The organism is Phormidesmis sp. 146-20, assembly GCF_052939475.1.
Window position 1 is genome coordinate 57,121 of the sequence record NZ_JBJPHT010000021.1, and the last position, 24,567, is coordinate 81,687.

The window sequence follows — 24,567 nt, forward strand, 5'->3', positions numbered from 1 at the left end:
TCTGTTTGCGTTGAAGCGTTAGAATTCCAGGAAGTAGGGGTTATAAAACTTTATGAACTTTTTCACTCAAATTCTGCACATTGTTGGATCTGGGGCAACGGCTTACATTTCGGCTCGGAGTATGCGCGATTTGCAGACGCGACCTGACGTTTTGGCAGCGTTTCAATTAGCGGAGTCTGGCTCAGTTCCCTTTTTGGAAGCCTTGCGCGATCGTGCTCAATCAGAAGGCAATGACTGGCTCGCCGAACGGCTCGATCGACACGCGGCGGATGAGCGTCGTCACGGACAGATCTTTGCTCACGCCCTCAAACAATTGAATAAACAGGTGATCGATTTCAAAAAGATGCCGCAAAAAGTGGTCGATGGCAGACCCGATGAGCGCAAACAAAGTCCTTTCTTTGGCGCTTACTTTGAAGGCTACTCGCAAGACGATCTCAAGCCCGCCAACATTCCCTGGACTGTATTCTTTGGCAGTACCTACATTCTGGAATTGGATGCGAGTCAAGACTTTTTGCGGATGGCTAACACTTTGCCCGAAGACGAACCTCGCAGCGCCAATCTCAAAAAGGGCATGATCAGCATCGCCCAAGACGAAACTGGCCATGCGGCTTATCTACGCGAAGCAATGGAACGCTACCTCGGTGAAAGCGTGACTCAAACGACGATCGACGAATGGCGCACCCGCAAAGTCAACGCCATGATAGCTATGGTGAGCAACTTCATTCAAAAGGCTGGCAAGATGCCCTCGATGGTGCAAGAAGGCGCACCCGTAGAGATGGAGCGTCAAGAGCCAGAAAAAGTGGCAGTGTAGAGGGGACAGAAGACAGAAGACAGAAGACAGAAGACAGAAGACCTATTTTGTTCCAGAGTCTAAAGTCCAACGTCTAATGTCCAACGTCTAATGTCCAACGTCCAACGTCTTCTATACGATCGGTCGTGAATCAGAAAGCATTTCATGGCCGATCCCCTTCTCGCTACGTCCTACAATATGAGAGGCGCGTTAATTATTCGTAACTCATGCAGGTAGCTCCTTCCGTTGCGTCAATTCCGGGACAGTATTGGACTTGGCAACAACAACCCGTCTATTACGTCAAAGCCGGAGAACGACACTCAGATTACCCTCCAGGGGAACTGCACAGCAATCGTCCCCCTTTATTGTTGGTTCACGGATTTGGGGCATCGACTGATCATTGGAAAAAAAATATTGCCGGACTCAGCCAGGACTTTGAAGTTTGGGCGATCGACTTGATGGGGTTTGGGCGATCGGGCAAGCCAGATTGGAAGTACAGCGGTGACCTCTGGCGCGATCAGCTTCACGAATTCATTACCGAAGTCATTGGTCAACCTGCTGTCCTGGCTGGAAATTCTTTAGGCGGCTATGTGGCGCTTTGTTTAGCATCCCAGCGTCCCCAGTCGGCAGCAGGACTAGTTCTCATCAACAGCGCTGGCCCGTTTACAGACATTCAGGGGACGACCAAGCCAGATCCCATTCGGCAGGTGATGGGCAGCGTAGTGACGACGCTGTTTCAGCAGGATTGGGCGAGTTATTTGCTGTTTAAGTACATTCAGCAGCGATCGGTGATTCGCAAAACGCTGGAGAAGGTCTATCTCGACCAGAGTGCCATTACGGATGAGTTGATCGAAGATATCTATCGTCCGTCTTCTGACCCTGGAGCCGAAAAGGTCTTTGCGTCTGTGTTTCGCACGCCTCAAGGCGAAAAGGTTGATGTGTTGCTCCATGAATTGACTAAGCCACTTTTGATGCTGTGGGGTGAAGGCGACCCGTGGATTAATGCGAGAGAACGGGGCGCAAAGTTTCGCAGCTACCATCCCCAACTGACGGAATATTATCTGAATGCGGGGCATTGTCCCCATGATGAGATTCCCGATCAGGTGAATGAGTTATTGCGATCGTGGGTTCTCAGTCTCTAGTCAAGCGTCACAGTCTGTACGAGCTTCTGTTGAGAATTGGGTCTAATCCGATCGCTCTTCAGAAGCTTTTTGTTTGGCTTTGATTAGTTCAGCGAGGTGTTCCATCGATCGCACCTTCACACGAGGTTTTGCTTTGGCTCGGTCTATAAGCGCATAAAACGCTTGATCATCACTCCGATTTTCTAAAACATAGTTCCAGAGGTCGGACTCAGGCATCGATTCAAAGTTGGGCTGACTCATGGGAATTCTGTTTCTCCGTCGCGATTGATTGAAACGAGAAGATTGTCGCTTGCCAGAATGAAGATATCGTTGGTGCGATCATCGATTCTGACAATATAGATCGGGCGGTACATCGCCGTTAGTTGGTAGCAAACTCGAAAGCATTCAAGCGTCTGGGCTGGAGTCGGTAAAAGCGAACTTCTCATTCCTATTGTGTATCCAAAAATTCGGGAATGTCACCCGGACAACGTTCTGAGAGTTCCCAATTACTCCGCATTCAAAAACTCCAGATAGGAACTGCTGATTTCTTTGACCGCCAACTCGTAAAATTGTTTGCCGTGTTCTGGAGTTGCGAGAGCAGGATTTGACCCCATGCGCCCATCAGGATAGCGCCGCCGAAAATCGATCGCCCTATAAATCGGATGACCCTTCGCAACCTCTTCGCTCAAGGGTGCCTGCTTAATCAATTCAGGATAAATGTACTGAGTTAAGGCGACTTCGCTGGGTGTGGCGTGAGAACCTTCCTGGTCGCCATACAGTTCCTTAGCCAATCGGTAGACCGACCCGCACATATACCAATTGCTGACCTGACACTGCACGCGATCTCTTTGAGTTACCCGCAAGGGGTCGCCGCCCTCAAGTCCCAAATCTGCCAGATGCGCGTAGGTTTCAGAAAAAGCCGCTTTCATCGTTGCCACATTACCGCCGTGACCGTTGATAAAGAAAAACTTGCGAAAGCCCGACCGCGCCAGACACGTCACATAATCGCGAATCATCAAAATCATCGTGCTGGGACGCAAACTCATACTTCCTGGAAACGCAGTGTGATGCAGTGCCATACCGACATTGATGGTAGGAGCGACGATCGCCTGGGTTACCTCCCCGACTCCACGCGCGATCGCTTCTGCACAAATCGCATCTGTGCCAATTAATCCAATCGGGCCGTGCTGCTCAGTCGAACCGATCGGCAAAATAATTCCGTTGGACTGCTCTAAATAGCGCTCAACTTCTAGCCAAGTACTCAGATGTAGCTGCATGATCTGTCTCTATAAGGTCTTGCTTCACTATAAATAGGGGGACACGCTTTGGTAGGATGACTGAGCGTTAGCAGGGACACCTCGCTGATTCTCACGCTCGAAAACGTTTATAGGCGGCAAATTCAGGCACAGTAAAAAGTTATCATTCAGATAGTTGAATGGATAGTTGAACCTTTGCTGCTGAAGCCGACATTGTTAGGCACGTGGATCTAAAACAAGTCTTTAAAACCCCAAACCCAATCATTGGTGTGGTTCACCTCTTGCCCCTGCCCACTTCTCCGCGCTGGGGTGGCAATCTCAAAGCAGTCTTCGATCGCGCCGAACAAGAAGCAACCGCATTGGCCGCAGGAGGCGTAGACGGCATTATTGTCGAAAATTTCTTTGATGCGCCGTTTCCCAAAGATCAGGTCGATCCCGCGGTGGTCAGTGCTATGACGCTGGTGATTCATCGGCTTCAAGGGATGGTAACGCTGCCGATCGGGATTAATGTCTTGAGAAACGATGCTCGAAGTGCGATCGCCATTGCCTCCTGTGTCGAAGCTCATTTTATTCGAGTCAACGTCTGGACGGGCATCATGGCCACCGATCAGGGCTTGATCGAAGGACGGGCCCATGAATTACTGCGCTATCGGCGAGAGTTGGGGAGTGATGTCAAAATTTTGGCGGATGTGTTGGTGAAACATGCTCGTCCCCTGGGTTCGCCTAATTTGACGACGGCGGTGCAGGACACGATCGAGCGGGGACTTGCCGATGCAGTGATTTTGTCGGGTTGGGCGACGGGCAGCCCTCCGAGTCTCGAAGATTTAGAGTTGGCCAGTGCGGCCGCGAGTGGAACGCCCGTTTTGATTGGCAGTGGTGCCGACTGGGAAAATATTCCGACTCTAATGCAGGCAGCGGATGGCGTGATTGTCTCCAGTTCTCTCAAGCGACAGGGCAAACGAGAGCAAGCGATCGATCCGATTCGGGTCAGCCGTTTTGTCGAAGCAACTCGGCGCAGCATTCCAGCCCAAGAGTCAGAGAAATCAGTGTCTTCGATGAGTTTGCATCCTTGAAGAATCGGCTTCGAGCGGAATGCGATTCCCTCAGTTTAGGATTTGACTTGGACTGGATGAGGCGCTATTCTCAAAGGCTTTCTAAGTAGCTCAAGAGATCGGCCATTTCTTGGGGACTGGGTTGGAACTGGGGCATCGGGGGGGTTTTGCCGCTAATCACCTGCTCGATAAGCCGAATGTGAGATTTGCGGTTTGAGACCCCTTTGAGACTGGGGCCGACTTTGCCATCGGCCATCAGCCCGTGACAGCCCGCACAATTCATTTGAAAAATGGCGTGACCCATCACCTCATCCCCCGATCGAGACAACACTTCTCGAATGTAGGGGTCAGGCTTATGAAACTGGTACATGCCCAAGATCGCCAGCACGATCGCAAGGGAAATCACCAGAGTCATCACAAGGATTCTCTGGACAAGATTTTCAGGTTTCGCAATCTGCTCGTTCAAAAGTCTTTACTTCAGGAAGATATGTAACGGAAATCATTCATTTACTAAACAGACTTTAACAAATTTTGGCAAAACATTCATAGCAAGTCAGGAATGGATGCCGAGGAGTGGACAATGCAAAGCGAGGTGGAGCAAAGCTTAAATCTTGTTGAGTCCAGAGTTTTTTGATTTTTTGGGCGATCGCATCCATTAGGATCTCTAGTAGCGATATATTGAGTAAATGTATCAGAACCTTAAAAAACCAGGAGCGCGATCGTGATTGAACCGATTCTGTTAGGCATTGTGTTGGGGCTTATTCCGGTGACGCTGGCAGGGCTGTTTGTGGCGGCCTACACACAATACCGTCGCGGCAACCAACTCAACATGTAGAAGAGGTGTAGAAATTGGGCAGTTGTCTAATTTCTCCATCTAATTTCTCCAACGTATTAGAAATACTTTGACGGTGAGGATGAGTCGATTGGCTTGTCCTCTTTTTTTGCCCTCATTTTCTTGTCCTCTTTTTTAACGTGAATTCGATGAAATCCTTCGCTGCGGCGATCGCTCCGGGCAGCCCCCTAAATCCCCCAAGTTTGAGGGACTTTGAGCAAAAAATCCCGTCCAGAAGTTCCCCAGATTGAGGGGTTGGGGGGCGAAAGTGCTGAATCACGAAGCGAAAAACTCTGTCGAATTCACGTTTTTTTAGAGTATTTCCTGCCGAAGCGTTGTCGATTTGTCACACGGCTGACACCCCCTGCCATTAGACTGCCAGCATTGCTGTGTTAGGGATGCTCACATATGGAACCTTCTTTACTCAAATCTATTCTTCTCAGTGCCCTCGAAATTTTGCACGGGAATGCCAGATGGATGGGGTGGAATTTGTTTTTGGCATTGGTGCCGCTGGCTTTAAGTGTGCTGCTGTTTCGTCACACTCAACTAGGCGCTTCGACGCTAACCCTGCCCCCGATCGCTTTGCAGTCTCGTCACCGTTCTGGGCTGTGGTGGGTTGGGGTTGTTGTGTTTGTCGCATTTTTGCCCAACGCGCCTTATATTTTGACAGATGTAATCCACTTTATTGATGACGTTCAAGTCACTGGCTCTGAGGTCTGGCTGACAACGCTAGTCATCATTCCGCTGTATGTATTGTTTATTTTTGCTGGTTTTGAGTCGTACGTTTTGTCGTTGATTAATGTGGGATATTATTTAAACCAACGTGGTTTACGACGCTATGTTTTGGTGATGGAGTTAGCAGTACATTTGCTGAGTGCGATCGGGGTTTATTTGGGTCGTTTTTTGCGTTACAACAGTTGGGATTTAGTGACTCGATTGGATGATGTCATGCTGACCATGATCGATGATCTGACTGGGAAGCGGCCGCTGTTGGCGATCGTCGTCATTTTTCTACTCACTACGGCGCTCTATTTACCATTTAAGCAAGTGACTTTGGCGGTGGCTGCTTATTCTAAAAAGGGCACTCACTCAGCCGTCGATCGTCCTTAGCGCTGCAAATTTGATAGTAAATTTCAAGCGTCTCCAGATAGCGAGTTTATTGAATTCACGCTCTCATGCTGATCAGTGCATTCGGCTCCCTTTGTTTAGCAGGCGTTGTTCGGCGCGGGCGATCGCTCGATAAGTGGCCTCAACCGAATTGGGATCAACCGAAATGGTTGTAATGCCAGATTGAATCAACCGATCTACCAGTTCAAGATGTTGAGTCGAGACAGCGCCACAAATCGAGCAAGGAATCTTTAAGCGTCGAGCGGTTTTGACCAGATGATCGATCGCACTTAAGACAGCCGGATGCCGTTCGTCAAAGGCAGATGCCATCAGGCTATGGTCGCGATCGACCCCCAACAATAATTGAGTGAGATCATTGGTGCCGATCGAGATGCCTTCAACACCTGCCTGCACATATTCAGGAAGCAAAAATAAGATAGAAGGCACCTCTGCCATGATCCAGAGTTGAAACTGGGATTGCTGGATCAGCCCTGATTGCTCAACTCGTTGACGACAAAAAACAAACTCCTCGACGGTACGCACAAAAGGCAATATCAGCCTGAAATTAGAGTAGCCTGCTTGTTGGACTTGATGCAGCGCCGTTAGCTCGACTTCAAACAAGGCCGGATTCAACACATAGCTAAAAGTCCCTCGAATGCCCAGCATGGGATTGGTTTCTAAAGAAACGGACGCGCCGCCCTCCAGAGATCGAAACTCATGTGATCGCAAATCGAGTGAGCGATAAAACACCGGACGAGGCGCAAAGGCTTCTACAAATTGACGAATCTGATCGGCGAGGCGATCGATCAATTCCGCTTGTCTGCCCTGTTGCAACCATAAATGAGGATGTTGCCCATCGAGAATCGACAAAATCATCAGTTCCGATCGCAGCAAGCCCACGCCGTCGATCGCCAGACTGGCTGCTTGGTCGAGTCGATCCACCTGACTTAAATTGACCATGAGTTGAGTCGCGATCGGGCTGGAGCGTTCTGCCGGGGTCGTGGTGTTGATTTCAGCCTCAGAATTTTGCAGCGTCAAGTCCATCACGGGCGGAGTGACTTCTTTTTGGGGTTGAGCGAAATAGATTTCTCCCCGATCGCCATCCACAAATAGCCAATCGCCAGTCTGGATGCGCTGGGTGGCTTGAGCGGCTCCGACGACTGCGGGAATGCCAAACTCTCTGGCAACGATCGCCCCGTGGCTCGTCATTCCACCTTGTTCTGCAACAATGCCAACGGCTTGTTTGAGCAGCGGCAACCAGTCCGGCAAAATCATCGGAGTCACCAAAATTGTGCCCGGCAAAATCTCTGAGAAGCTCGAATGCAGATCGGTGATCACAGTGGCTTGAGCCGTTCTTTGTCCCGGTGCGGCTGCCAGTCCAGACACGATCGGAGGGGAACCTGATTGGATTTGTGGGGCTGGCTCATGCTCTAATTTTGAAGACTCTGCGCCTAAAGAACCAGAAATCTGACTGCTGACCTGCGTGATATAAGTCGAGTCGCAGCGCGTCCATTCCAAAACCAACAGTGCACTAAAGTCGGCAGTCAACCGCTGGGCAAGCTGTCCAAACTGCTGCAAATCAACGGAGCCTAAAACAAACTGCTTGTCTTGAAGGTCACTGAGCGCATAGGATTCAAGCGGTGACGCAAAGGATTCAGACAAATCAACCACGGGCTGAGAAACGCGATAGGCGATCGTCTTGCTGCCCAACTTTTGAGACTGCACAGACCCATCTTCGAGCGTGATCTGATAGAAATCGGGTAGCACTTCTCCGTAGGCGATCGCTTGTCCCAATCCCCAGGTAGCCAACACTTCCCAGTGAGTCTGCTGGCGCTGTAGATAGCCCGATGCCGTCGCATTCAACACAGGCTGAACAATCACCGCGAGTTGAATTTGATGAAGCTGCAAGTTCGATCGCTGCCAGTAGAGTAGACTTCTCGCACGAAAGATCTGGGTCCACAGCTTTTTGAGGGCAGCTTCTAGCGATTTGCCATCTGTTCTACAGATCTGGCTATCTAATAAGTTGGTCGCTTCTGGATGAATTGTCGGCGTGAATCCATTCACCTTGGCACCCGCCACCGTCAGAGACGGCCGCAACATCACCGCTGACGCTGGTTCTAATTGAGAAACTGCCAACCTTAGCTGAGAAATCCACTCCGCAGGTAAAGGAGTCGCCGCGATCGTCTGCTGAATTTGTCGAGCGATCGCCTGAAGCTGAAGTGCATCTTCTACATTGACATGCAGTGACGATTGCGCCAGATCAAAAAAGAGCGGATCTGACCATTCGATACTGTCTAAAAATTCTCGAAACAGCACCGTCGAAGCCACAAAACTCGGAACGATCGCATACCCTCTCTGCCACAGATAGCTGAGATGAAGGGCTTGATCTCCGACCTGCTGATGATCTTTGGTTTGAATCTGGTCGAGCCAATAGAGGTTGTCCACTCATCCAAGCCAATTGCGCTGTGTCTGATTCTATGATGAGCGATCCCCCTTCGGACGATTCCTTAGAATGATTGAACGATTGAGCGAGTTTTGAGCGACTGGGCATCTTGAGAGAAGACCTGCGATCGCCTCCTATGCTGCAAAATCTTCTCAACTTCTTTTTACAATCCGCTTGTGCGCTGTGTGAACGATCAACGGCGGGCCTGTTTTGTCCGACCTGTGAAAAGCAGCTAAAAGCCTGTCAGTTTGAGCATCCAACTCAGTTTTGGCAGGGGTCATCTCCATTTTTTGCCTGGGGCGCATATCGCGATGGACTCAAGCGCACGATCGCTCACCTCAAATATGACAATCAGCCCCAATTGGCTTATCCACTCGGACAGTGGTTGGCTCAGTCTTGGCTAGAAACCGATTTGAGTCGCTCTAAATTAACAGTGGTGCCAATTCCTCTGCATCCTGACAAACAGCAGCAGCGCGGCTTTAATCAAGCAGAACTAATCGCCCAAAGCTTTTGTGAGTTTACGGGCTATCCCCTACGTCACGGGCTAGAGCGAGTGCGATCAACCGAGGCGATGTTTGGTCTATCTGCCGATCGGCGGGCTGCCAACTTAGCCCAGGCTTTTGATTTAGGGAAACAGTTTAGGCGCGATCGTCCGGCTCATCCCGTTTTGCTAATCGACGACATCTACACCACAGGAGCCACCATCAAAGCCGCCACACAAACGCTTCACCGATACGGCATCCGAGTTCGAGGAGTCGCAGTCGTCGCAAAACCACAGCTCTGGAAGGAGAAGGGAGGAGGGAGAAGGGAGGAGGGAGGAGGGAGGAAAGTATGACTCTACCTAATCTTCAGAGATCGGCGTTGCTGAATCAGGGGATGAATCGCCCCAAAGCGGCGGGAAACCCAAGGTTCAAAGTCCCCCAATCTTGGGGGATTTAGGGGGCGAGAAGATGGACACTTCCCACAGAGTCATCCCTTCAATCAGCAACGCCCAGAGATCGGTATTCCTCGTTTTAGGCCACCTTTGCTGGCTGAATGCTAATCAGAGAACGTTTGCTCGTATCGCCTCATCCCTCCTCCCTCATCCCTTACCCCTCATCCCTTTAACGCGGACGCACGATCGACTGAGGCGGCACTTCTGAGGAGCCAAAAACGGGACTCGGATCTAAGCCTGTGATTTGCTGAAACTGATCAGGAGTCAGTGTGCTGGTGATTTCTGCAACTTCCCAGTGTTTGAGAAGGGTGTGAACCTGGTCGAGAAAAGGAATGCCTCTGGGCAACGTGACGGTGAGCCAATGGGTGACGATCGTCTCGGTCAAAGCAAGCTCAATCAACGGTGACGCATAGGTTTGCAGCAGTTCGTTTAAGTAGGTTGCAAACGATTCTGCTTCGCTGCCTTCTAGCTGATAGCTGCTGACAATATGCTTGACTCGCTGTTGACTGAGTTGTTGCTCAAGTGTCATCCAAACTCCAATCTTTTTTGTGAATTGATTTTTGTGAATTGATCTGTGGCTATCGTCACCAACACACGACAATTTCTAGCTTATCTTAACTTGATTAGAACGGTTCACTCAGAAGGGCGATCGCGGACTCGTTTCTAACCAATCGGTTGCCCAACATTGAACAAAAAATCTTAGATAAAACGGCTGAAAAGCTTGTAAAATGGCATTCTTAGCTATTCTCAGTCATAGGTGTTTTGTCATTGAGCGCACGGTAGAGACGGCATTACAAGAGCCACGATCGCTGATTTGATCTCAATTCTCTGACGGTGTATCGCTTTGATCTGATGACAAGTGCCCCAACTTGTGAGATAACCCAACTCATACCCTTATTGCCGACAAGCCCTATGGATCTCAAAGCGCTGATTCGCGAAATTCCAGACTTTCCCAAACCTGGCATTCTCTTTAAGGACATCACCACGCTGTTACAGAATGCGGAAGGGTTGAACTATACGATCGATTTGCTGGCTGAGAAATGCGCTGAGTTTGCACCTAACTGCATTGTGGGCATGGAGTCACGCGGCTTTATTTTTGGCGCACCGCTGGCTTACAAAATGGGAATCGGCTTTGTCCCCGTTCGCAAACCTGGCAAGCTGCCCTCTGCTGTTCATTCGATCAAATACGAGTTGGAATATGGCACCGATTGCCTAGAGATTCACAAAGACGCGCTTCAAGGGGGCTGCCGCATTCTCATGGTTGATGACCTGATCGCCACAGGCGGAACCGCAGGCGCAACGGCTCGTCTGATTCAAAAAACAGGCTGTGAACTGGTCGGATGTGCCTTTGTCATTGAGCTAAAAGATCTCAACGGTCGGAGTCAGCTACCAGATGTTCCGATCGTCACCCTGGTTCAATATTAGGATATAGTTCACAGGTCATTTGTTGGCAGGTCAGACGCAAGATCAAAACCGACGAATGGCCGTCTACCTTCTAAACGCGACGAGCCAAGCAATATGACTGTATCAACCCGTGGAAAGCTGCGATCGAGTTGGGATGGCTTTATCGAAGCGCTCACCAGCGAGACGACTGTGTATGTGGTTAAGCGATTGCTTCAAGCGTTGCTGACTCTACTTTTGGCATCTGCGCTTAGTTTTTTCATTATTGAAATGGCTCCGGGTGACTATCTGGATACACTCAGAGAAAACCCTAAAATTTCACCGGAACGCATTGAGCAACTCAAACAGCAATTTGGGCTAGACAAGTCCTGGCCAGAACAATATGGTCGCTGGCTGTGGCGGGTGGTGACTCAGGGCGACTTTGGGACGAGTTTTGCCTACAATCGATCGGTGGCTTCTCTCCTATGGGAGCGAGTTCCAGCGACGTTGCTGATTGCGATTTCTTCGCTGATTTTTACCTGGTTGGTGGCGATTCCGATGGGGATTGTTGGCGCGATTTATCAACAGCGCTGGATCGATCGCGTTTTGCAAGTTCTCAGCTATTCGGGTCAGGGGTTTCCCAGTTTTATCACCGCCTTGTTGCTCCTGATTTTTGCTCAAAACACGTCGCCGTTGTTTCCCGTCGGAGATATGACGAGCATTGATCACGCTGACCTGAACCCCTTGGGCAAAGTTTTGGATATTGGCTGGCACATGATCTTGCCAACGATCGCCCTTAGTGTTGCCAGTTTTGCCGGGTTACAGCGGATTATGCGAGGACAACTGCTCGATGTGTTGCGACAGGACTACATTCAAACCGCCCGTGCTAAAGGACTTCCTGAAAACAAAGTCGTCTACGTTCACGCGCTGAGAAATGCCATCAACCCGATCATTACTCTCTTAGGATTCGAGTTTGCCGGATTGTTGAGCGGTGCCTTTATTGCAGAATTTTTCTTTAACTGGCCGGGTCTGGGACGGCTGATTCTCCAGGCGCTACTGGTTCAAGATCTATATCTGGTGATGGCCAGTCTGATGATGGGCGCAGTTATGCTGATTTTAGGAAACCTACTGGCTGACCTATTACTCAAAGCAGTCGATCCTCGGATTAATCTGGCAGACATTAACTGAGGGATAAGGAAGAAGGGAGGAGGGATGAAAGGGTGATTGTTGAAGGCTAGTTTCGTTTGATGAATTTTGTTTGATGAATTGCGTGAAGCGATCGCCGTCTCTTGCCGATTCCCACGACTGACCTTTTTAGCACTCTTAGGAGATTTCGCTTCGTTATTCAGAACTTCTGCCCCCCAACCCCCCAATTTTGGGGGACTTTGAAGACAATATTTCTCGTTCAAAGTCCCTCACTTGTGGGGGATTTAGGGGGCTGAAGCCGATCGAAACGAAGCGAGTCACTCTCATCAAACTGACGTTAACAAAACTTCCAATTCTTAAAACACCAAACCCTCACCTATTTTTCTTCATCCCTCATTCCTCCTCCCTTCTTCTCTATGTTTTCTGAATCTTATTATCTCATTCGCTTAAAATCCGATGGTAGCTATCTGGCAGCCCATCCAAATCTAGGAGAATCAGAGGCTCGATCGCCTCAAAATGGCTACATGCTGGTTTTCTCAGAACACTACGATGCGCTGAGTTATTTGAATAAACATGCGTCAGGAGTGAGCGATCGCTTCAGTGTCGAGTCGCTTCCCGGAACACAGGTCGATAAGGTGCTAAAACGCTGGGGCTTCAAAGGCCTTGGAGTGGTTCAAGATCCTTTATTGCCCCGCGTAGAATTTATGTCTAAAGGGTGAACTCCTCTCGATCCATCCTTCTTACGACAGGCAAATAATTAGACTCCAACAAAGCAAACTCACCCTAGATGTAGATGTGATGACGTGACGAATTCTGGGTAGATAGGGACAGTTAAAGTCCAATCTGTTCAGATTTAATCTGTCAGTCATTCAAACAATCTAATCGGAGGAAATTGTATGAAGTCTATTCTATCTACGCTACGGTTTGTGTTAATGACCTGTCTGTGTGCAGTATTACTATTTTCGTCCGTAGTGAACACGGCGAATGCGGCTCCTAACCCCAATCAACCGATTAAAGGCGAAGCGACCGAACCCGCCAAAACCTATGAGCGGACGGCTAAAGATGCCATCGATCGCGGCGGTTTACGTTCCATTGAGGAAGTGACCGAGAGAGCGCAAAACGGTGCCCCCAACGAAATCCAAGGAACCGCAGGCATCGAAGGCATGAAGCGCCCTTCTAACACGGGTGCAAGCACGATCGAAGGGAGAATCAAGAATTCCTTAGAGAAAGCGCAGGACAAAGCAGGTGACACCGTTGAATCTGCTAAAAATGCCGTTCGCTAACGTGAGGAAATAATTCTCAACTCGATCGAGCCACTTAAGCCACAAACTCTTTAAATCGCAAACTCTCAGGACTCAGGGGCAATCATTCTGTCCCTGTTTTTTTGTTGGTCTGATTGAGAAGTCTGACTAATCCTGAATTCTGACTGAGATGACGCTGGTGGTGAAATTGTAATTTGGCCCATCTAACTCAAGCGGCATTCCGACCTTTACTTTTTCGCCACCGAGGACGGGAGTTCGCTCTTTGGTCGCCCGATCTTCGGCAATTTGAGCATTGCTGCCTAGCGTCAAAATCATGTCGTTTGACAAAGCGGCTTCGGGTCGGGGGTCAGGCAGCGATTTGACCGAGCCATCAGGCTGAGGCACGATCGTATTGCGGGGCAAAAACTTCACCGACTTCAAAATGGCTTCCCCTGAAGGCTGCTTTCGCACCACAATGTTGGCTTTTTGCCCTTCTTTGATCAAATCTTTGGGGCTGACAGCGCTCAACCCTCTGACCATCACATCGACCTCCACTGCTTTACGAATGGCTCCTACTTGAGCGACTGAGCCAGACGTGCCAGGGTAAAAAAAGATACCAAAAATAACCAGCAAAATGACCAGGGCCGCCCCTACATCTAGAATGCTGAGTTTGCCCAATAAGCGACCTTGAGAATCTAGAATAGCCATAAACAGTTCCAGTTGCGGTGATGAGCTTTGAAACGCGATTGAGTTTGAGCAATCCTCTGAGCAGATTTCTCGTTGCTGTTTTAGTTTAGACGAGCAATCTCAATGCTTGGTGGGCAGAGCAGTGCTGCGCCCATTCGTGACAGTCCAGATTACCATGACTGGTAGGGGTGATCACGATTAGAGGCTAGCTTCTCAACTCAATTCTTAATTGAAATTTTTCTTCATCACGATCGCCTTTCCTGCAACCAAAATCCTGGGAAAATCGTCTCGTTTTTAAGCAGTCTTGTTTTGCGTCCCTGTGGAGCGACTCCAACTCTTTCTTACCCGACTTGGCACTATGTTAAACCCATCCTCTCAACCTTCCTTTAGCGCTTTGTGGCGAAAAACACGCCGTTGGTTTTACCCAGTTTTGTCTGTGACGATCGCGCTGGGGATTGCGATCGGTCAGCCGATGATGGCTCAAGCCTCTTGGCTCGATCTGCTGCGGGGCGGCGTTCAGGTGATTCAGGGCATTCAAATTACGAGAATGTCTGACGCTCAAGAAACAGAACTGGGCCAGCAAATCAATCGAGAGATTACGACCAAACAGGTCAGACTGATCCGAGATGCCCGCATCAATGATTATGTCAACCAGATTGGGCAACGATTGGCGGCTAAGAGTGAGCGTCCTAATCTGCGCTATACCTTTCAAGTGGTGGACGATAACGCCATTAATGCCTTTGCCACGATGGGCGGCTTTGTTTATGTTCACAAAGGTCTGCTGACAGCCGCCGACAACGAAGCGCAACTTGCCAGCGTCATGGGTCACGAGATTGGTCATATTACCGCCCGTCACGCCATCAAACAGATGGGAGAAACGATGAGAACGCGGGGCTTGTTAACCGCAACAGGAGCCGATCGCAGTCAGGCAATTAATATTGGGGTGCAACTAGCGATGCGTCTCCCTCACAGCCGTCGAGCCGAGTTTGAAGCCGATCAGGTTGGGTTAAACATGCTGACTCGCGCTGGGTATGCTCCCTCTGAGATGGTGGCCTTTATGCAAAAGCTGGTGAGCGCTCGATCGACTCCCACGTTCTTGAGTACGCACCCTGCCGCCGCCGATCGCGTGGTTCGCTTAAAACAAATGGTGCAATCCGGTTCCGCTGGGGGCAAAGACGGACTCAACAGTGCCGAATACAAATCCAGAATCCAGGCGCTTCGGTAAACAATCCTTGCTGTGGTTGCTGAGGGGTCACTCAACCGATAAGCTGATTTGCATCTACAAAGAGGGTTTGCGATCGTGGCTCAGGTTGTTCTTGAAAATATCTACAAAAGTTTCCAGAAAGGGGCCCCAAAAGCACCCAAGGGGGAACCTGACTCCTCCCGCCTCCCGCCTCCCGCCTCACCAACCGCCGTCTTGCGATCGATCAATTTGTCGGTGCAAGATGGCGAATTTATGGTGCTGGTGGGCCCGTCTGGATGCGGCAAAAGTACCCTACTGCGGCTGATTGCAGGATTGGAGGAACTGACCGGGGGCACTATTCGAGTGGGCGATCGTCTGGTCAATGAGCTACCGCCCAAAGAGCGCGACATTGCAATGGTGTTTCAAAACTATGCGCTCTATCCCCATATGACGGTGTATGACAATTTGGCGTTTGGGCTGAGACGGACAGCGCTTGGTCAGACTTCTCATGAAACGCACTCAAACTGGGGCGAAAATTTTTTGGTTGGGGCGACTCGTTCGTTGCCCAAGGGCTTGCGGTTTGTGTCCGATCGCGAACGGGCCGTTGAGCAGCGAGTCAACATGGTGGCGCAGATGCTACAAATTCAGCCGTTGTTAGAACGTTTGCCCAAACAGCTTTCTGGCGGACAAAAGCAACGAGTCGCCCTGGGTCGAGCGATGGCGCGCAATCCCCAGGTATTTTTGATGGATGAGCCGCTGTCTAATCTCGATGCCAAACTGCGGGCCGAAACTCGCGCTCAAATCGTCAAACTTCAGCGTCAACTAGGCACGACGACGATCTATGTCACCCATGATCAAACCGAAGCGATGACAATGGGCGATCGCATTGCCGTCATGAATGCCGGACAAATTCAACAACTGGCTACGCCGCTCGAATTGTACAATCAGCCTGCCAATCGGTTTGTTGCAGAGTTTATTGGATCGCCGCCGATGAACTTTTTGCCTGTGCAGGTCAAATTACCATTGCTGCTAAGTCATCCTCAATTTCGATTAACGCTGCCCCAAGTTTGGACAACGGCTTTGCAGTCTTATGATGGTCAAACCGTTCTGTTAGGCATTCGTCCCGAACATTTGAGTGTCAGCCCGCCCGCTCCCAAAAATCTGCCCGTCAAAGTGGAGTTGGTAGAAGCGTTGGGCAACGAAACCTTTTTATCAGTCAATTTGGCAGGGGACTTGCTGCAAGCTAGAGTTGAACCTGATCGTTCGGTTGAGTTGGGTGAAGATCTGTGGCTGGCGATCGCTCTCGATAAGATTCACCTTTTTGACTTTGAGACGGGTTTGGCGATTCGACCTTGAGCGATTTGGTCAGATAAAATCCATCCAAAAACTTTTGGGTCGTAAATTAGTAAACCCGGCGAATTAATTCGCGGCTATGAGAACAAAACCCGCCTTCGCGGGTTAAAACAACGTCAGTTCGATGAACGCTTCGCTTCGCTTTTAGATCCAGGAATGCCCCCTAAATCCCCCACGAGTGAGGGACTTTGAACCAGAATTCCTCTCTGAAAGTCCCCCAAAATTGGGGGGTTGGGGGGCAGAAGCCGTGAACAACGAAGCGAAAAAACTCTCATCGAATTCACGTTAAAACACGATTCTTCTCTCAAAGTTCCCCAAAATTGGCAGCTTGAAGGACAGAAGTCTAGAGCATCGGAGACTTCACCAAACTCACATTGAAAATTAGCCTGACTGCAACTGAGCATCTAAAGCTTTGTTGATACGATCGCGGGCTTCTTCTAAATGCGCTTTGGTGTAGATGTCTTGATCGTTAACTTTTCGCAGGGCGTGGCCGATCGATCCTTGAAGCTGTTTTAACTCATAGCGGGCAACGGTTCGAGCGTCTTCGGGCGCGTCCGCTTTTCGTAAAATTAGGGCGATCAGCGTGTTCATGTACTCTCGCTGAATGGCGCGACGCAGACCAGACAGTTTGAGCGTTCCCTCTGGTTTCATGACTTCGCCCCAAATGCTGGTTTGCAGAGAGTCAAACAGTTCGGGAATGGTCAGAGATTGACCCGGAGCGGTTTTGAGTTCACCATCGCGCAGACGAGCCAGACGCTGATATCCCAAGAGATCGTAGAGCACGATCGTTTGCAAAAACAGAATATTGTCGTGAATCGGATAGTCCAAATTGGCAGACGGTTCGGTTCCCCAGTGACTCCAACGAGAGGGTGCCAGCTTATTCAAAAACTCAGGGGAGAATTGAAAGTTTGCTTCACTGAATACGTTCTTTCGCAGGCTGAGAAGGGCTTGACGCTGCTGTTCTACGGGCACAGGCTCTAGAGGCAGTCGTCCTTTTGCGTCGCCCGATCGATAGCGGTTAAAGTATTGTCCGCCCACATATTCGGTGAGAAACAAAGAGTATTGAAAGTAGTACTCAAAGACTGCGTTAAACGCGACGCGAACCTCATTAAAGCTTTCTCCTGCACTGGGATAGCGGCGATCGACCTTCTTCCACATTTCGCGGGCGTTGTCGAGTTGCCACTGGGTGTAGGTGAGCAGATCGCCACTCATGTCAAATAGGTTGACCTTGGGATCGAGGAAAGTATAAGCGTCTTCGTCAGTGGCATAAGAAAGATCTGGGTCTGGGGCCCGCTGGGCAATTTTTTGCAGATCGCGAGTTTCGGCTTGAGGAATTTTGGCATCCGTAGGCGTGTAACCGTAAGCGATCGCCCATTCGTCGTAGGGGCCAATCACGGGCGTAAAGTAGTGTCCCTGTTTAACTCCTTGAGGCGCAAGATTGACCGCGTTATAGTCCATGACGGAGGCGACGAGTCCTTTTTGCTGCGTGATCGCTTTGTCGTTTAACTCATTGGGTTTGAGCATGGCGCTGCCGTGGAAGTTGTGCCGCAGACCGAGGGTGTGACCGATTTCGTGGGCGATCAACTCTCGGACAAATTGGTGAACGTATTCCTTCATTTCGGGACTGCTAGGCAAAACGTTTTGAAACATTGAGAGCGCCATGTTGCCCACCGCGAACTGTTTTGCGGTATCTACGCCATAACAGAGATCCTGATAGTTGCCCAGGTGAGAGCCAAAGCGTAGTTTGGGAGCCGTTTTTTGCGAAAGCTTGGGAGCATTGCGCTGGAGCGATCGGGCCGCCATGCCAAAATTACAGAGATTAGGATTTCCAGTCAGTTGGGCGGCAAAGGGAGCCGAGGTCATCTGGTTTTGTTCGACGATCGTGCGGTAGTCTTCCTTCAAGGCGCGTACAAAGTCGGCTGAGACAATCACATCAGCATCCAAAATTTCGCCCGTCAGGGGATTGACGCGAGACGGCCCCATCGCAAAAATCGCATCGGTCGAGTTAAACCAGCGAATTGTGTTGTAACGCACGTCGGCCGGGTCCCAATCTGCTTTGTCGGGCATTTGTTTGACGACGATCGCATTTTGAAAGCCACTCTTCTCAAAGGCGCGATTCCACATCAAAACGCCTTCTTTGACGGCTTCTCGATGCTCAACCGGAACGGTGTTTTCGATCCAAAAAACGATCGGCTCTTTGGGGGGCGACAGGGCAGCTTTGGGGTCTTTTTTCTCTAGCTTCCAGCGGTTGATGTAGCGTACAAAGGATTGGCGCGGCGTGTCATCGGTTAGATCTTTAAAAGCCGTGATGAAATATCCCACCCGATCGTCGGCAAAGCGAGGCAGGTAGCCATTATTTTCGGGCAGTTTTGACAGGCTATAGCGAACTCTCAAACTAAAGTCTCGGCTGTCGGGCAGCGATTGAATGTAAGGAGGCATTTGTGAACCGTCGCCGCCCCCTGAAAAACCATAAAACGACTCAATTTCCACATTTTGCGGAAAGGCTTTGACCTGACCAAAGTAGGATTTGCTGGCATCGATCGAGTAACTGCCTTGCAGCGAGTACGACAAGACGGGCATTAATCCAGGTAGGTCGCCCAACAAAAGGGGATTGAGTTCGACGAGCAGCGTTTTGCGTTGAGGGTGAATGCTGCGAATCGGCAAAACTTCGAGAATAGAGTCGCTAAAGGAGCGATCGACCGATCGCCGCATCGGACTGCCTGCCTGAGCGCGAAAATAAGTGTTGGGAATGACAAACTGTAGCGAGTTATTGACGCGACGAAACGTAAACAGAAAATCACCCAGGGGCAACCCACTATAAATTCCTCGCTCTCCAATTCCCGATTCCAACGTCATGGTCGAGAGATAGTTGCGGTTTAGCTGATCGGGGGCGATTTCGGCGAAGAGTTTGCCCGATCGCTTGTTGTGGTAGAGCGGAAACAGCCCGTCAATGCGAGTTGCATCCTGAGTCACTTGAGCAAATGGCTTAAAGGATTTGTCTGACTCGTCATCGCTGGAGGATTTTGGGGAGGTTTCGGCGGGGGGCTTAGATTGTTGCGCGGTTGCGATCGGGGACAATGGTCGATCGAGATAAATGGGCAGCAATACCAAACACAGCCCAAGCAAAAAAGCTAGAAAAATGGATCGTCGTTTCATTCTGTCGCAATGCACCATAGCAAGAAGTTTCGACTTGCACCCCGTCACACCAGGCTACTCAACGCTACCGTCGATCGGTAGAAATTATCGGAAGAACTTAATCTATTGTGAGCAATTCTTGAAATAAATGGGAACTGGGAATGCTCTAGGGGTTTAACTGATGTGAATTTGTTGAGGTTAAAACTGATTTCAGTTTTCAGCGTTGCTGATTGGAGGGATGACTCTGTGGGAAGTGTCCATCTTTTCGCCCCCTAAATCCCCCAAAATTGGGGGACTTTGAACCTTGGGTTTCGCTTTGGGGCAATTTATCCCCTGATTCAGCAACGCCTATTTTTCTGTGTCTAGGCTGTGTAGGACGGCCCATATCGCCATTGCTCTGAGGTAGTGACTGGCGCGAAACGTTTTGGCGGCTGTGATCGCTTCGGGCGTGCGGAACTGAAGACCATTGTCATAGATTTGTTGAACGACGGATTTGGTGAGGGTTAGTGCCTCGGTTTTCAGGTTCATTTGCACTAGGAAGGCGGCGAGTCCAAAGTTGATGCCTGTCCAAACTTCGAGCGGGTGGGTGGCGTTGGGGTTTTCGGGGGAACCGTTGGGACGAACGCCGTTGGCGGCACCGATCAAGGGATGAGGGATGAGGGATGAGGGATGAGGGGCGGAGGTTTGGGTGATGTAGTCGTTGAATTTGAGGAAGCAGGCGTTGTAGATGGTTTTGAGGGCGGATTGGGCGCAGTTTGGGGGGACGACATCGGGGAGGTTGAGGAGGCGAGCGTAGAATTGACCGCAAAGCTGGTCGGCCATTACGATGTCAGAACCGCTGTCACTGTCGAGTCGGTAGTATTCGCCGTTCCAGAGTTTTTCTTGGTAGAGGGGGCGCGATCGCTTCAGCCAATCTTCAAACGGGGCAACGGGGCGGGTGAGAATCTTGCCGATGGCGATCGCCGCTTCTAATGCTGCTATCCACAATCCGCCACAGTAGGCGCTGACTCCCTGTAGTCGCCAATCGTCAAAGGTTTGATCGGGGGCACCAGCGTTTTCGGGAAGGCCGTCGTCATCTAAATCGAAGGCTTTTAGGTAGTGCAGGGTTTGTACGATCGCTTCCCAACAGTCCGCCAAAAACTCAACGTCGGTGGCACCTGTCAGAGAGTAGTCTCGATAGACTTGCAACACAAAATCGGAACCCAAATCTTTCCACAAGTTGCAGTCCTGGTAGCTGGTGTAGTTGGTTTTTTCCCAGACGTGCTCGTTGGGCGCTCCTAAATCGTGGGGAGTCGCTCCGGCAGCTTTGCGAATCGCTAAAGGACTTTCTGATTTGAGGGTGTAATAGTAGCCAATCACGCGGGTCTTTTCATCACGGTTGGGAATCGCTCTGGCGAAGGCTCGAATCACTGATTTCTCTAACTCAGACCAGAGCATCAATAGCCCAAACGAACCGTATAGTCTCACGTCTAAGCTCTCATACCAGCGATAGTCGAGACATTCCAAAACAGCAAATTGACCGACGGGATCGCGTTCGTCTGCGGCACTCCAGAGCGTTCCTCCATCGGTCAGATCGTAAAGCTCGTTGAATAACGCCATCTTCATCCAGTCGGGCAGATCGGCGCGATCGAGAATCGGTTGTTGCCAGGTCTGGATTTTTTCTTGCCAGGTTCGATAATGCTTGAGGGCGGTGCGGGCGATCGTCCAGGCGTTGAGTCCGGTGCGGCCAAAAAAGTCGGTGTAGCGACGAAAATAATTCACGCCCTGAGCAAACTCCGTCACCGGAAAATCCCAACTCAGCAAAAAGGGAATCTGTCGCGTCTGTCCTGGTTTTAGTGTGAAACGAACGGCGATCGCGCCTCCGATGCGTTCTCTCTCTTTTGCGGGGGTTTCGTCGTCACGGTCTTGGAGCGATCCATCTTTTGAGAAGGTTTGCCACAGATCAGAGCCATCTCCAACGGGATTCCAGCGTGTGTCGTAAAAAACTTCTGTTAGATAAGGATTGAGCGGAGTCGCGATCGCCCACTGTCCATCCCCTTCACTCGGGAGAATGGTGGGATCTGCGGTCTGGTTGCTCATGACGATGCCGATTCGTTGCTCGTCTCCGGTCAGCGTGTTGAAGTTCCCGGCACTTTCTCCGAGGCGAGGCTGATACTCATAAACGGGGCTGCCGTCATCGCGCACCACCACTTCCGGCGACTTGAGCGTATTGGTAAACCAGCCAACCATGTTCTCCCAGGTCAGCAAAATGCTCAACGTGATCGGCTTGTCGGTGGGGTTGTGAGCCGTCCATTCAAAAACGGCGATCGGGTAGCTCGTCTCTTGATAGTTGTGGGCAATGATGGGCGAAAATTGTTCACAAGTCAGCGTGGCTTGAAAGACATTTTCATAAGCAAACCAGCTCCGAGGATACAGCGCGTGATAAGTCCCCGTTTCGGTCGTTGGATACGGTTGCCAGGTGCTTAAGGTGCCGTCTTCAGGAGATTGAGTCGAAAGGGCGTAGGTCTGCGTTTGGTCTTCAACTTGCTCAAAGACGCTGAACTGACAGGCGGGCATCGATCGAAACACATGTTCGCCGCCATCAATGTGCCAGAGATTGAAATCGCCGCCGTGCGATCGCCCAATACAGCCCGCGCCAAATCCGCCCAGGGGCATTCCGTGCCAAGGCCCGTCGTCTAAATTGCTGGCATAGCGAACGGTGTAAGGCTTTTCCCAGCCCAGCCCGATCGCACGACTCCAGGCACAAGCAGGAATAACAGGCAGCTTCGTCATAAATTGGATCGCATTCGGCAATAGGAACTATAGCGTCTGTGCGTCACAAAACGGGATACGATCGAGAGCTAATGCTAATTTGCTGAAGTTCTTTTGCTTCGGTGTTGAGATCTTCTGCCTCCCAACCCCCAATTTTAGGGGACTTTAAGAGAAGAGTTCTGGTTCAAAGTCTCTCACTTGTAGGGGATTTAGGTAGTCCAAAGTCTGTAACCGCAGCGAGAAAGCTCCTTGAATTGGCGTTAGCTTACGGTTCATCATCTGACTCAAATTATGGGACTCAAAATTATTGAAAACTTCGACAGCAGTTTCTCGCTAGAGCCTGACGTTAAAGCCAATTTGTTTGAGTGTTTGAATAGCGCCGCTTTTCTCGAACAGATTGCCAATACGTTGCAGTGTAGTCGTGTCGAATTCACTGAGTTACTGTTTCAGCCTGTGCCTTACAGTACGGCAACGCCTAAAGGAATGCCTGCTGAGTTTGAGAAGTTTCAAAATTCTTTGGAGTATGCGATCGTTAACGTTCCGCCCAATTTTATGTTCAAGGCAAAGGTGTTTAAACCCAGCCGTCTTTGTGCAATTTATCAAAAAATCAGTTAGAAAATCAGCAGTTAGATTCCAATGTCTGAAACTCCTTCTTTAGCTAGTTTAGAATTCATTTCTTACGTCAATGATGCGGGTCAACTGCCCGAAGAATTTCAGGGAAAGGTCGGCGTTTATGCCATTTTTGATGATGAAAAAGTTCTGCAATTTATTGGGTTTTCTCGCGACGTTTTTTTGAGTTTGAGACAACATTTAGTCAGACAACCCGAACACTGTTATTGGGTAAAAGTGAAGACGGTCGATCGCCCCAGCCGCACGATTCTTCAAGAAATTCGAGAGGTGTGGATTGCTGAAAACGGATCGGCTCCGATCGGTGACGACGCAACCTGGAACCAGCCGATCGATGTTAAAGCCTTGATGACAGATGCCGAAAAAGCAAATTACGCTGACCCCTATCACGATGAAGTTGCCCAGGTCAAAATTCTCAAAAATGTGGCGCGACGCATTGAAGCTGGGATCTTGGAAGGACTGCGATCGCGCGGAGTCAAAGCCGATTTGCGCTTTAATCCTAAACTCAAAGAAGAAGGGTTATTAGATTTGAAATAATGTCGTTTGACCCGTCCAAACTAAAGCGTAATCAGACGATATTGTAGAGATCAGCCCTGCATGATTTTCGATTAGTTTCTGAAGTTTGTAACTCGGTGATCAGGGGATTTGATTGTTTTGAAATGCTTAGTGCGGATGAAAGGAGCGATCGAACCCAAAATCCTCATTCCTTTAAAGATTGCCGCAAAATTACTTGACGCGGATCAAATTTCCAGATATTCTCTCAAATCAAGGACATCTTTTCGTCACAGGAAAGCGGTCTGGTCGCCCAAAAAATCTAGTCTGTCGCCACCCAAGGCTGTTACAGCAACCAAGGGCAGCTAACCCACGAGACTGCACAACCAGTCCAGAGGGCTAATGGAGGATTTTATCACTCCTTTGGCCGCTCCGGCTTGCGATGTTCGTCGGGGCGGCTAGTTTTTTGGGTTTCTTCGGAAACTTAAAATTGGAGTACTCATCATGGCAGAGCGCCTTTTGAACGCTGGCTTTTGGCTGTGCGATTTCGCCTACGCATTTCTAGAATTGATTCAACGTCGTTTCCTTCCCGATACCATTCCTCGTTTCACAATTACTTCGCTTCGCATTCCGCTTCAGGATCTTTTACCTGACGTTGCGATTCCTCATTCTGATGAGTTTGAAGTATTGCGCGTGTTAATTATCGGTTCCTCAGACGGTGTGACCGAGACGATTCAAAACCTCCACGTTCGACGATTTGCGAATGCGACAGACTGGAGTCCTTTGCTGCCTGCGCCCTCGTTTGGCGAAGTGATGAGCATTCTCACCCGACAGCGCCGCAAATTGGCTGAATCGTGAGTTTTTGGCGATCAGACCTCTAGCTTCGTTGATTGCGTCTTCTGCCCCCCAACCCCCCAATTCTGGGGGACTGTCAGAGAGGAATTCTGGTTTAAAGTCTCCTACTCGTGGGGGATTTGGGGGCTGACCGGATTGGCAACCGTCGTGAGTTGGAGCGATCGACCTCTAGCTTCGGTGCT

The 24,567-nt window shown here is 50.0% G+C and carries 24 protein-coding genes; 15 read left to right on the plus strand and 9 right to left on the minus strand.

Annotated elements, in window-relative coordinates; translation table 11 throughout:
* Window positions 1-52: 52 nt before the first annotated feature.
* Both ACKFKH_RS17620 and ACKFKH_RS17625 read left to right on the plus strand, forming a co-directional pair.
* Window positions 53-811, plus strand: a complete 759-nt coding sequence (locus ACKFKH_RS17620; protein WP_446859628.1) for a ferritin-like domain-containing protein — start codon at window positions 53-55, stop codon at window positions 809-811.
* Window positions 812-1,017: 206 nt separating this feature from the next.
* A complete protein-coding gene (locus tag ACKFKH_RS17625) occupies window positions 1,018-1,932 on the plus strand; it encodes an alpha/beta fold hydrolase (RefSeq protein ID WP_446859629.1) in 915 nt (304 codons plus the stop codon).
* A 42-nt stretch (window positions 1,933-1,974) separates the two neighbouring features.
* On the opposite strand, the gene ACKFKH_RS17630 is transcribed toward ACKFKH_RS17625, so the two are convergent.
* The 3 genes from ACKFKH_RS17630 to ACKFKH_RS17640 are packed head-to-tail and all read right to left on the minus strand — an operon-like array spanning window position 1,975 to window position 3,188.
* A complete protein-coding gene (locus ACKFKH_RS17630; protein WP_446859630.1) occupies window positions 1,975-2,172 on the minus strand; it encodes a DUF6887 family protein in 198 nt (65 codons plus the stop codon).
* Window positions 2,169-2,357, minus strand: coding sequence for a DUF6888 family protein (locus ACKFKH_RS17635; protein WP_446859631.1), 189 nt, complete (start codon window positions 2,355-2,357; stop codon window positions 2,169-2,171). The genes ACKFKH_RS17630 and ACKFKH_RS17635 overlap by 4 nt, the downstream gene beginning before the upstream one ends.
* A gap of 60 nt (window positions 2,358-2,417) precedes the next feature.
* Window positions 2,418-3,188 (minus strand): creatininase family protein, encoded by a 771-nt coding sequence (locus tag ACKFKH_RS17640; protein WP_446859632.1) that lies wholly within the window; start codon window positions 3,186-3,188, stop codon window positions 2,418-2,420.
* 203 nt (window positions 3,189-3,391) lie between these two features.
* Between ACKFKH_RS17640 and btpA the strand changes: the two genes are divergently transcribed.
* Window positions 3,392-4,240 (plus strand): photosystem I biogenesis protein BtpA, encoded by an 849-nt coding sequence (gene btpA, locus ACKFKH_RS17645; RefSeq protein WP_446859634.1) that lies wholly within the window; start codon window positions 3,392-3,394, stop codon window positions 4,238-4,240.
* Between the two features lie 70 nt (window positions 4,241-4,310).
* On the opposite strand, the gene ACKFKH_RS17650 is transcribed toward btpA, so the two are convergent.
* The gene (locus ACKFKH_RS17650; protein WP_446859635.1) at window positions 4,311-4,634 is read right to left on the minus strand and encodes a c-type cytochrome; all 324 of its coding nucleotides are present in this window, start codon (window positions 4,632-4,634) and stop codon (window positions 4,311-4,313) included.
* A 306-nt stretch (window positions 4,635-4,940) separates the two neighbouring features.
* On the opposite strand from ACKFKH_RS17650, the gene petG reads away from it, so the two are divergent.
* Together petG and ACKFKH_RS17660 are read left to right on the plus strand one after the other, a co-directional pair.
* Window positions 4,941-5,054 carry a cytochrome b6-f complex subunit V gene (petG, locus tag ACKFKH_RS17655; protein WP_446859636.1) on the plus strand — a complete coding sequence of 38 codons (114 nt, stop codon included), beginning with the start codon at window positions 4,941-4,943 and terminating at the stop codon, window positions 5,052-5,054.
* 405 nt (window positions 5,055-5,459) lie between these two features.
* Window positions 5,460-6,161, plus strand: a complete 702-nt coding sequence (locus tag ACKFKH_RS17660; RefSeq protein ID WP_446859637.1) for a DUF1361 domain-containing protein — start codon at window positions 5,460-5,462, stop codon at window positions 6,159-6,161.
* Between the two features lie 72 nt (window positions 6,162-6,233).
* Here ACKFKH_RS17660 and ACKFKH_RS17665 read toward each other — a convergent pair whose 3' ends face one another.
* Window positions 6,234-8,603 carry a putative PEP-binding protein gene (locus ACKFKH_RS17665; RefSeq protein ID WP_446859638.1) on the minus strand — a complete coding sequence of 790 codons (2,370 nt, stop codon included), beginning with the start codon at window positions 8,601-8,603 and terminating at the stop codon, window positions 6,234-6,236.
* A gap of 134 nt (window positions 8,604-8,737) precedes the next feature.
* Between ACKFKH_RS17665 and ACKFKH_RS17670 the strand changes: the two genes are divergently transcribed.
* On the plus strand, window positions 8,738-9,436 hold the full coding sequence (locus tag ACKFKH_RS17670) for a ComF family protein (protein ID WP_446859639.1): 699 nt from the start codon (window positions 8,738-8,740) through the stop codon (window positions 9,434-9,436).
* A 268-nt stretch (window positions 9,437-9,704) separates the two neighbouring features.
* Here ACKFKH_RS17670 and ACKFKH_RS17675 read toward each other — a convergent pair whose 3' ends face one another.
* Window positions 9,705-10,064: a hypothetical protein gene (locus ACKFKH_RS17675; protein ID WP_446859640.1), complete on the minus strand. Its 360-nt coding sequence runs from the start codon at window positions 10,062-10,064 to the stop codon at window positions 9,705-9,707.
* A gap of 368 nt (window positions 10,065-10,432) precedes the next feature.
* On the opposite strand from ACKFKH_RS17675, the gene ACKFKH_RS17680 reads away from it, so the two are divergent.
* The 4 genes from ACKFKH_RS17680 to ACKFKH_RS17695 all read left to right on the plus strand — a co-directional run bounded on the left by ACKFKH_RS17680 (window position 10,433) and on the right by ACKFKH_RS17695 (window position 13,344).
* Window positions 10,433-10,960, plus strand: a complete 528-nt coding sequence (locus ACKFKH_RS17680; protein WP_446859641.1) for an adenine phosphoribosyltransferase — start codon at window positions 10,433-10,435, stop codon at window positions 10,958-10,960.
* A 93-nt stretch (window positions 10,961-11,053) separates the two neighbouring features.
* Window positions 11,054-12,103: an ABC transporter permease gene (locus ACKFKH_RS17685; protein WP_446859642.1), complete on the plus strand. Its 1,050-nt coding sequence runs from the start codon at window positions 11,054-11,056 to the stop codon at window positions 12,101-12,103.
* Between the two features lie 374 nt (window positions 12,104-12,477).
* Window positions 12,478-12,780: a hypothetical protein gene (locus ACKFKH_RS17690; RefSeq protein WP_446859643.1), complete on the plus strand. Its 303-nt coding sequence runs from the start codon at window positions 12,478-12,480 to the stop codon at window positions 12,778-12,780.
* 177 nt (window positions 12,781-12,957) lie between these two features.
* Window positions 12,958-13,344 carry a hypothetical protein gene (locus tag ACKFKH_RS17695; RefSeq protein ID WP_446859644.1) on the plus strand — a complete coding sequence of 129 codons (387 nt, stop codon included), beginning with the start codon at window positions 12,958-12,960 and terminating at the stop codon, window positions 13,342-13,344.
* A gap of 126 nt (window positions 13,345-13,470) precedes the next feature.
* Here the strand turns inward: ACKFKH_RS17695 and ACKFKH_RS17700 are convergent, their stop codons facing one another.
* Window positions 13,471-14,010 (minus strand): DUF4330 domain-containing protein, encoded by a 540-nt coding sequence (locus ACKFKH_RS17700; protein ID WP_446859645.1) that lies wholly within the window; start codon window positions 14,008-14,010, stop codon window positions 13,471-13,473.
* Window positions 14,011-14,347: 337 nt separating this feature from the next.
* Between ACKFKH_RS17700 and ACKFKH_RS17705 the strand changes: the two genes are divergently transcribed.
* Together ACKFKH_RS17705 and ACKFKH_RS17710 are read left to right on the plus strand one after the other, a co-directional pair.
* Window positions 14,348-15,214: a M48 family metallopeptidase gene (locus tag ACKFKH_RS17705; protein ID WP_446859646.1), complete on the plus strand. Its 867-nt coding sequence runs from the start codon at window positions 14,348-14,350 to the stop codon at window positions 15,212-15,214.
* Between the two features lie 75 nt (window positions 15,215-15,289).
* Window positions 15,290-16,528, plus strand: a complete 1,239-nt coding sequence (locus ACKFKH_RS17710) for an ABC transporter ATP-binding protein (protein WP_446859647.1) — start codon at window positions 15,290-15,292, stop codon at window positions 16,526-16,528.
* 378 nt (window positions 16,529-16,906) lie between these two features.
* Here the strand turns inward: ACKFKH_RS17710 and ACKFKH_RS17715 are convergent, their stop codons facing one another.
* Both ACKFKH_RS17715 and ACKFKH_RS17720 read right to left on the minus strand, forming a co-directional pair.
* Window positions 16,907-19,681 (minus strand): zinc-dependent metalloprotease, encoded by a 2,775-nt coding sequence (locus ACKFKH_RS17715; protein WP_446859648.1) that lies wholly within the window; start codon window positions 19,679-19,681, stop codon window positions 16,907-16,909.
* A gap of 327 nt (window positions 19,682-20,008) precedes the next feature.
* Window positions 20,009-22,432, minus strand: coding sequence for a GH116 family glycosyl hydrolase (locus ACKFKH_RS17720; RefSeq protein WP_446859649.1), 2,424 nt, complete (start codon window positions 22,430-22,432; stop codon window positions 20,009-20,011).
* Between the two features lie 270 nt (window positions 22,433-22,702).
* On the opposite strand from ACKFKH_RS17720, the gene ACKFKH_RS17725 reads away from it, so the two are divergent.
* The 3 genes from ACKFKH_RS17725 (at window position 22,703) to ACKFKH_RS17735 (ending at window position 24,388) form a co-directional block, all read left to right on the plus strand.
* Entirely contained in the window at window positions 22,703-23,026 is a 324-nt protein-coding gene (locus ACKFKH_RS17725) for a hypothetical protein (protein ID WP_446859650.1), read from the plus strand.
* 21 nt (window positions 23,027-23,047) lie between these two features.
* Complete coding sequence (locus tag ACKFKH_RS17730; protein ID WP_446859651.1) at window positions 23,048-23,575, plus strand: GIY-YIG nuclease family protein; 528 nt, start codon at window positions 23,048-23,050, stop codon at window positions 23,573-23,575.
* 459 nt (window positions 23,576-24,034) lie between these two features.
* Window positions 24,035-24,388, plus strand: a complete 354-nt coding sequence (locus ACKFKH_RS17735; RefSeq protein ID WP_446859652.1) for a hypothetical protein — start codon at window positions 24,035-24,037, stop codon at window positions 24,386-24,388.
* The last annotated feature ends 179 nt before the right edge of the window (window positions 24,389-24,567 follow it).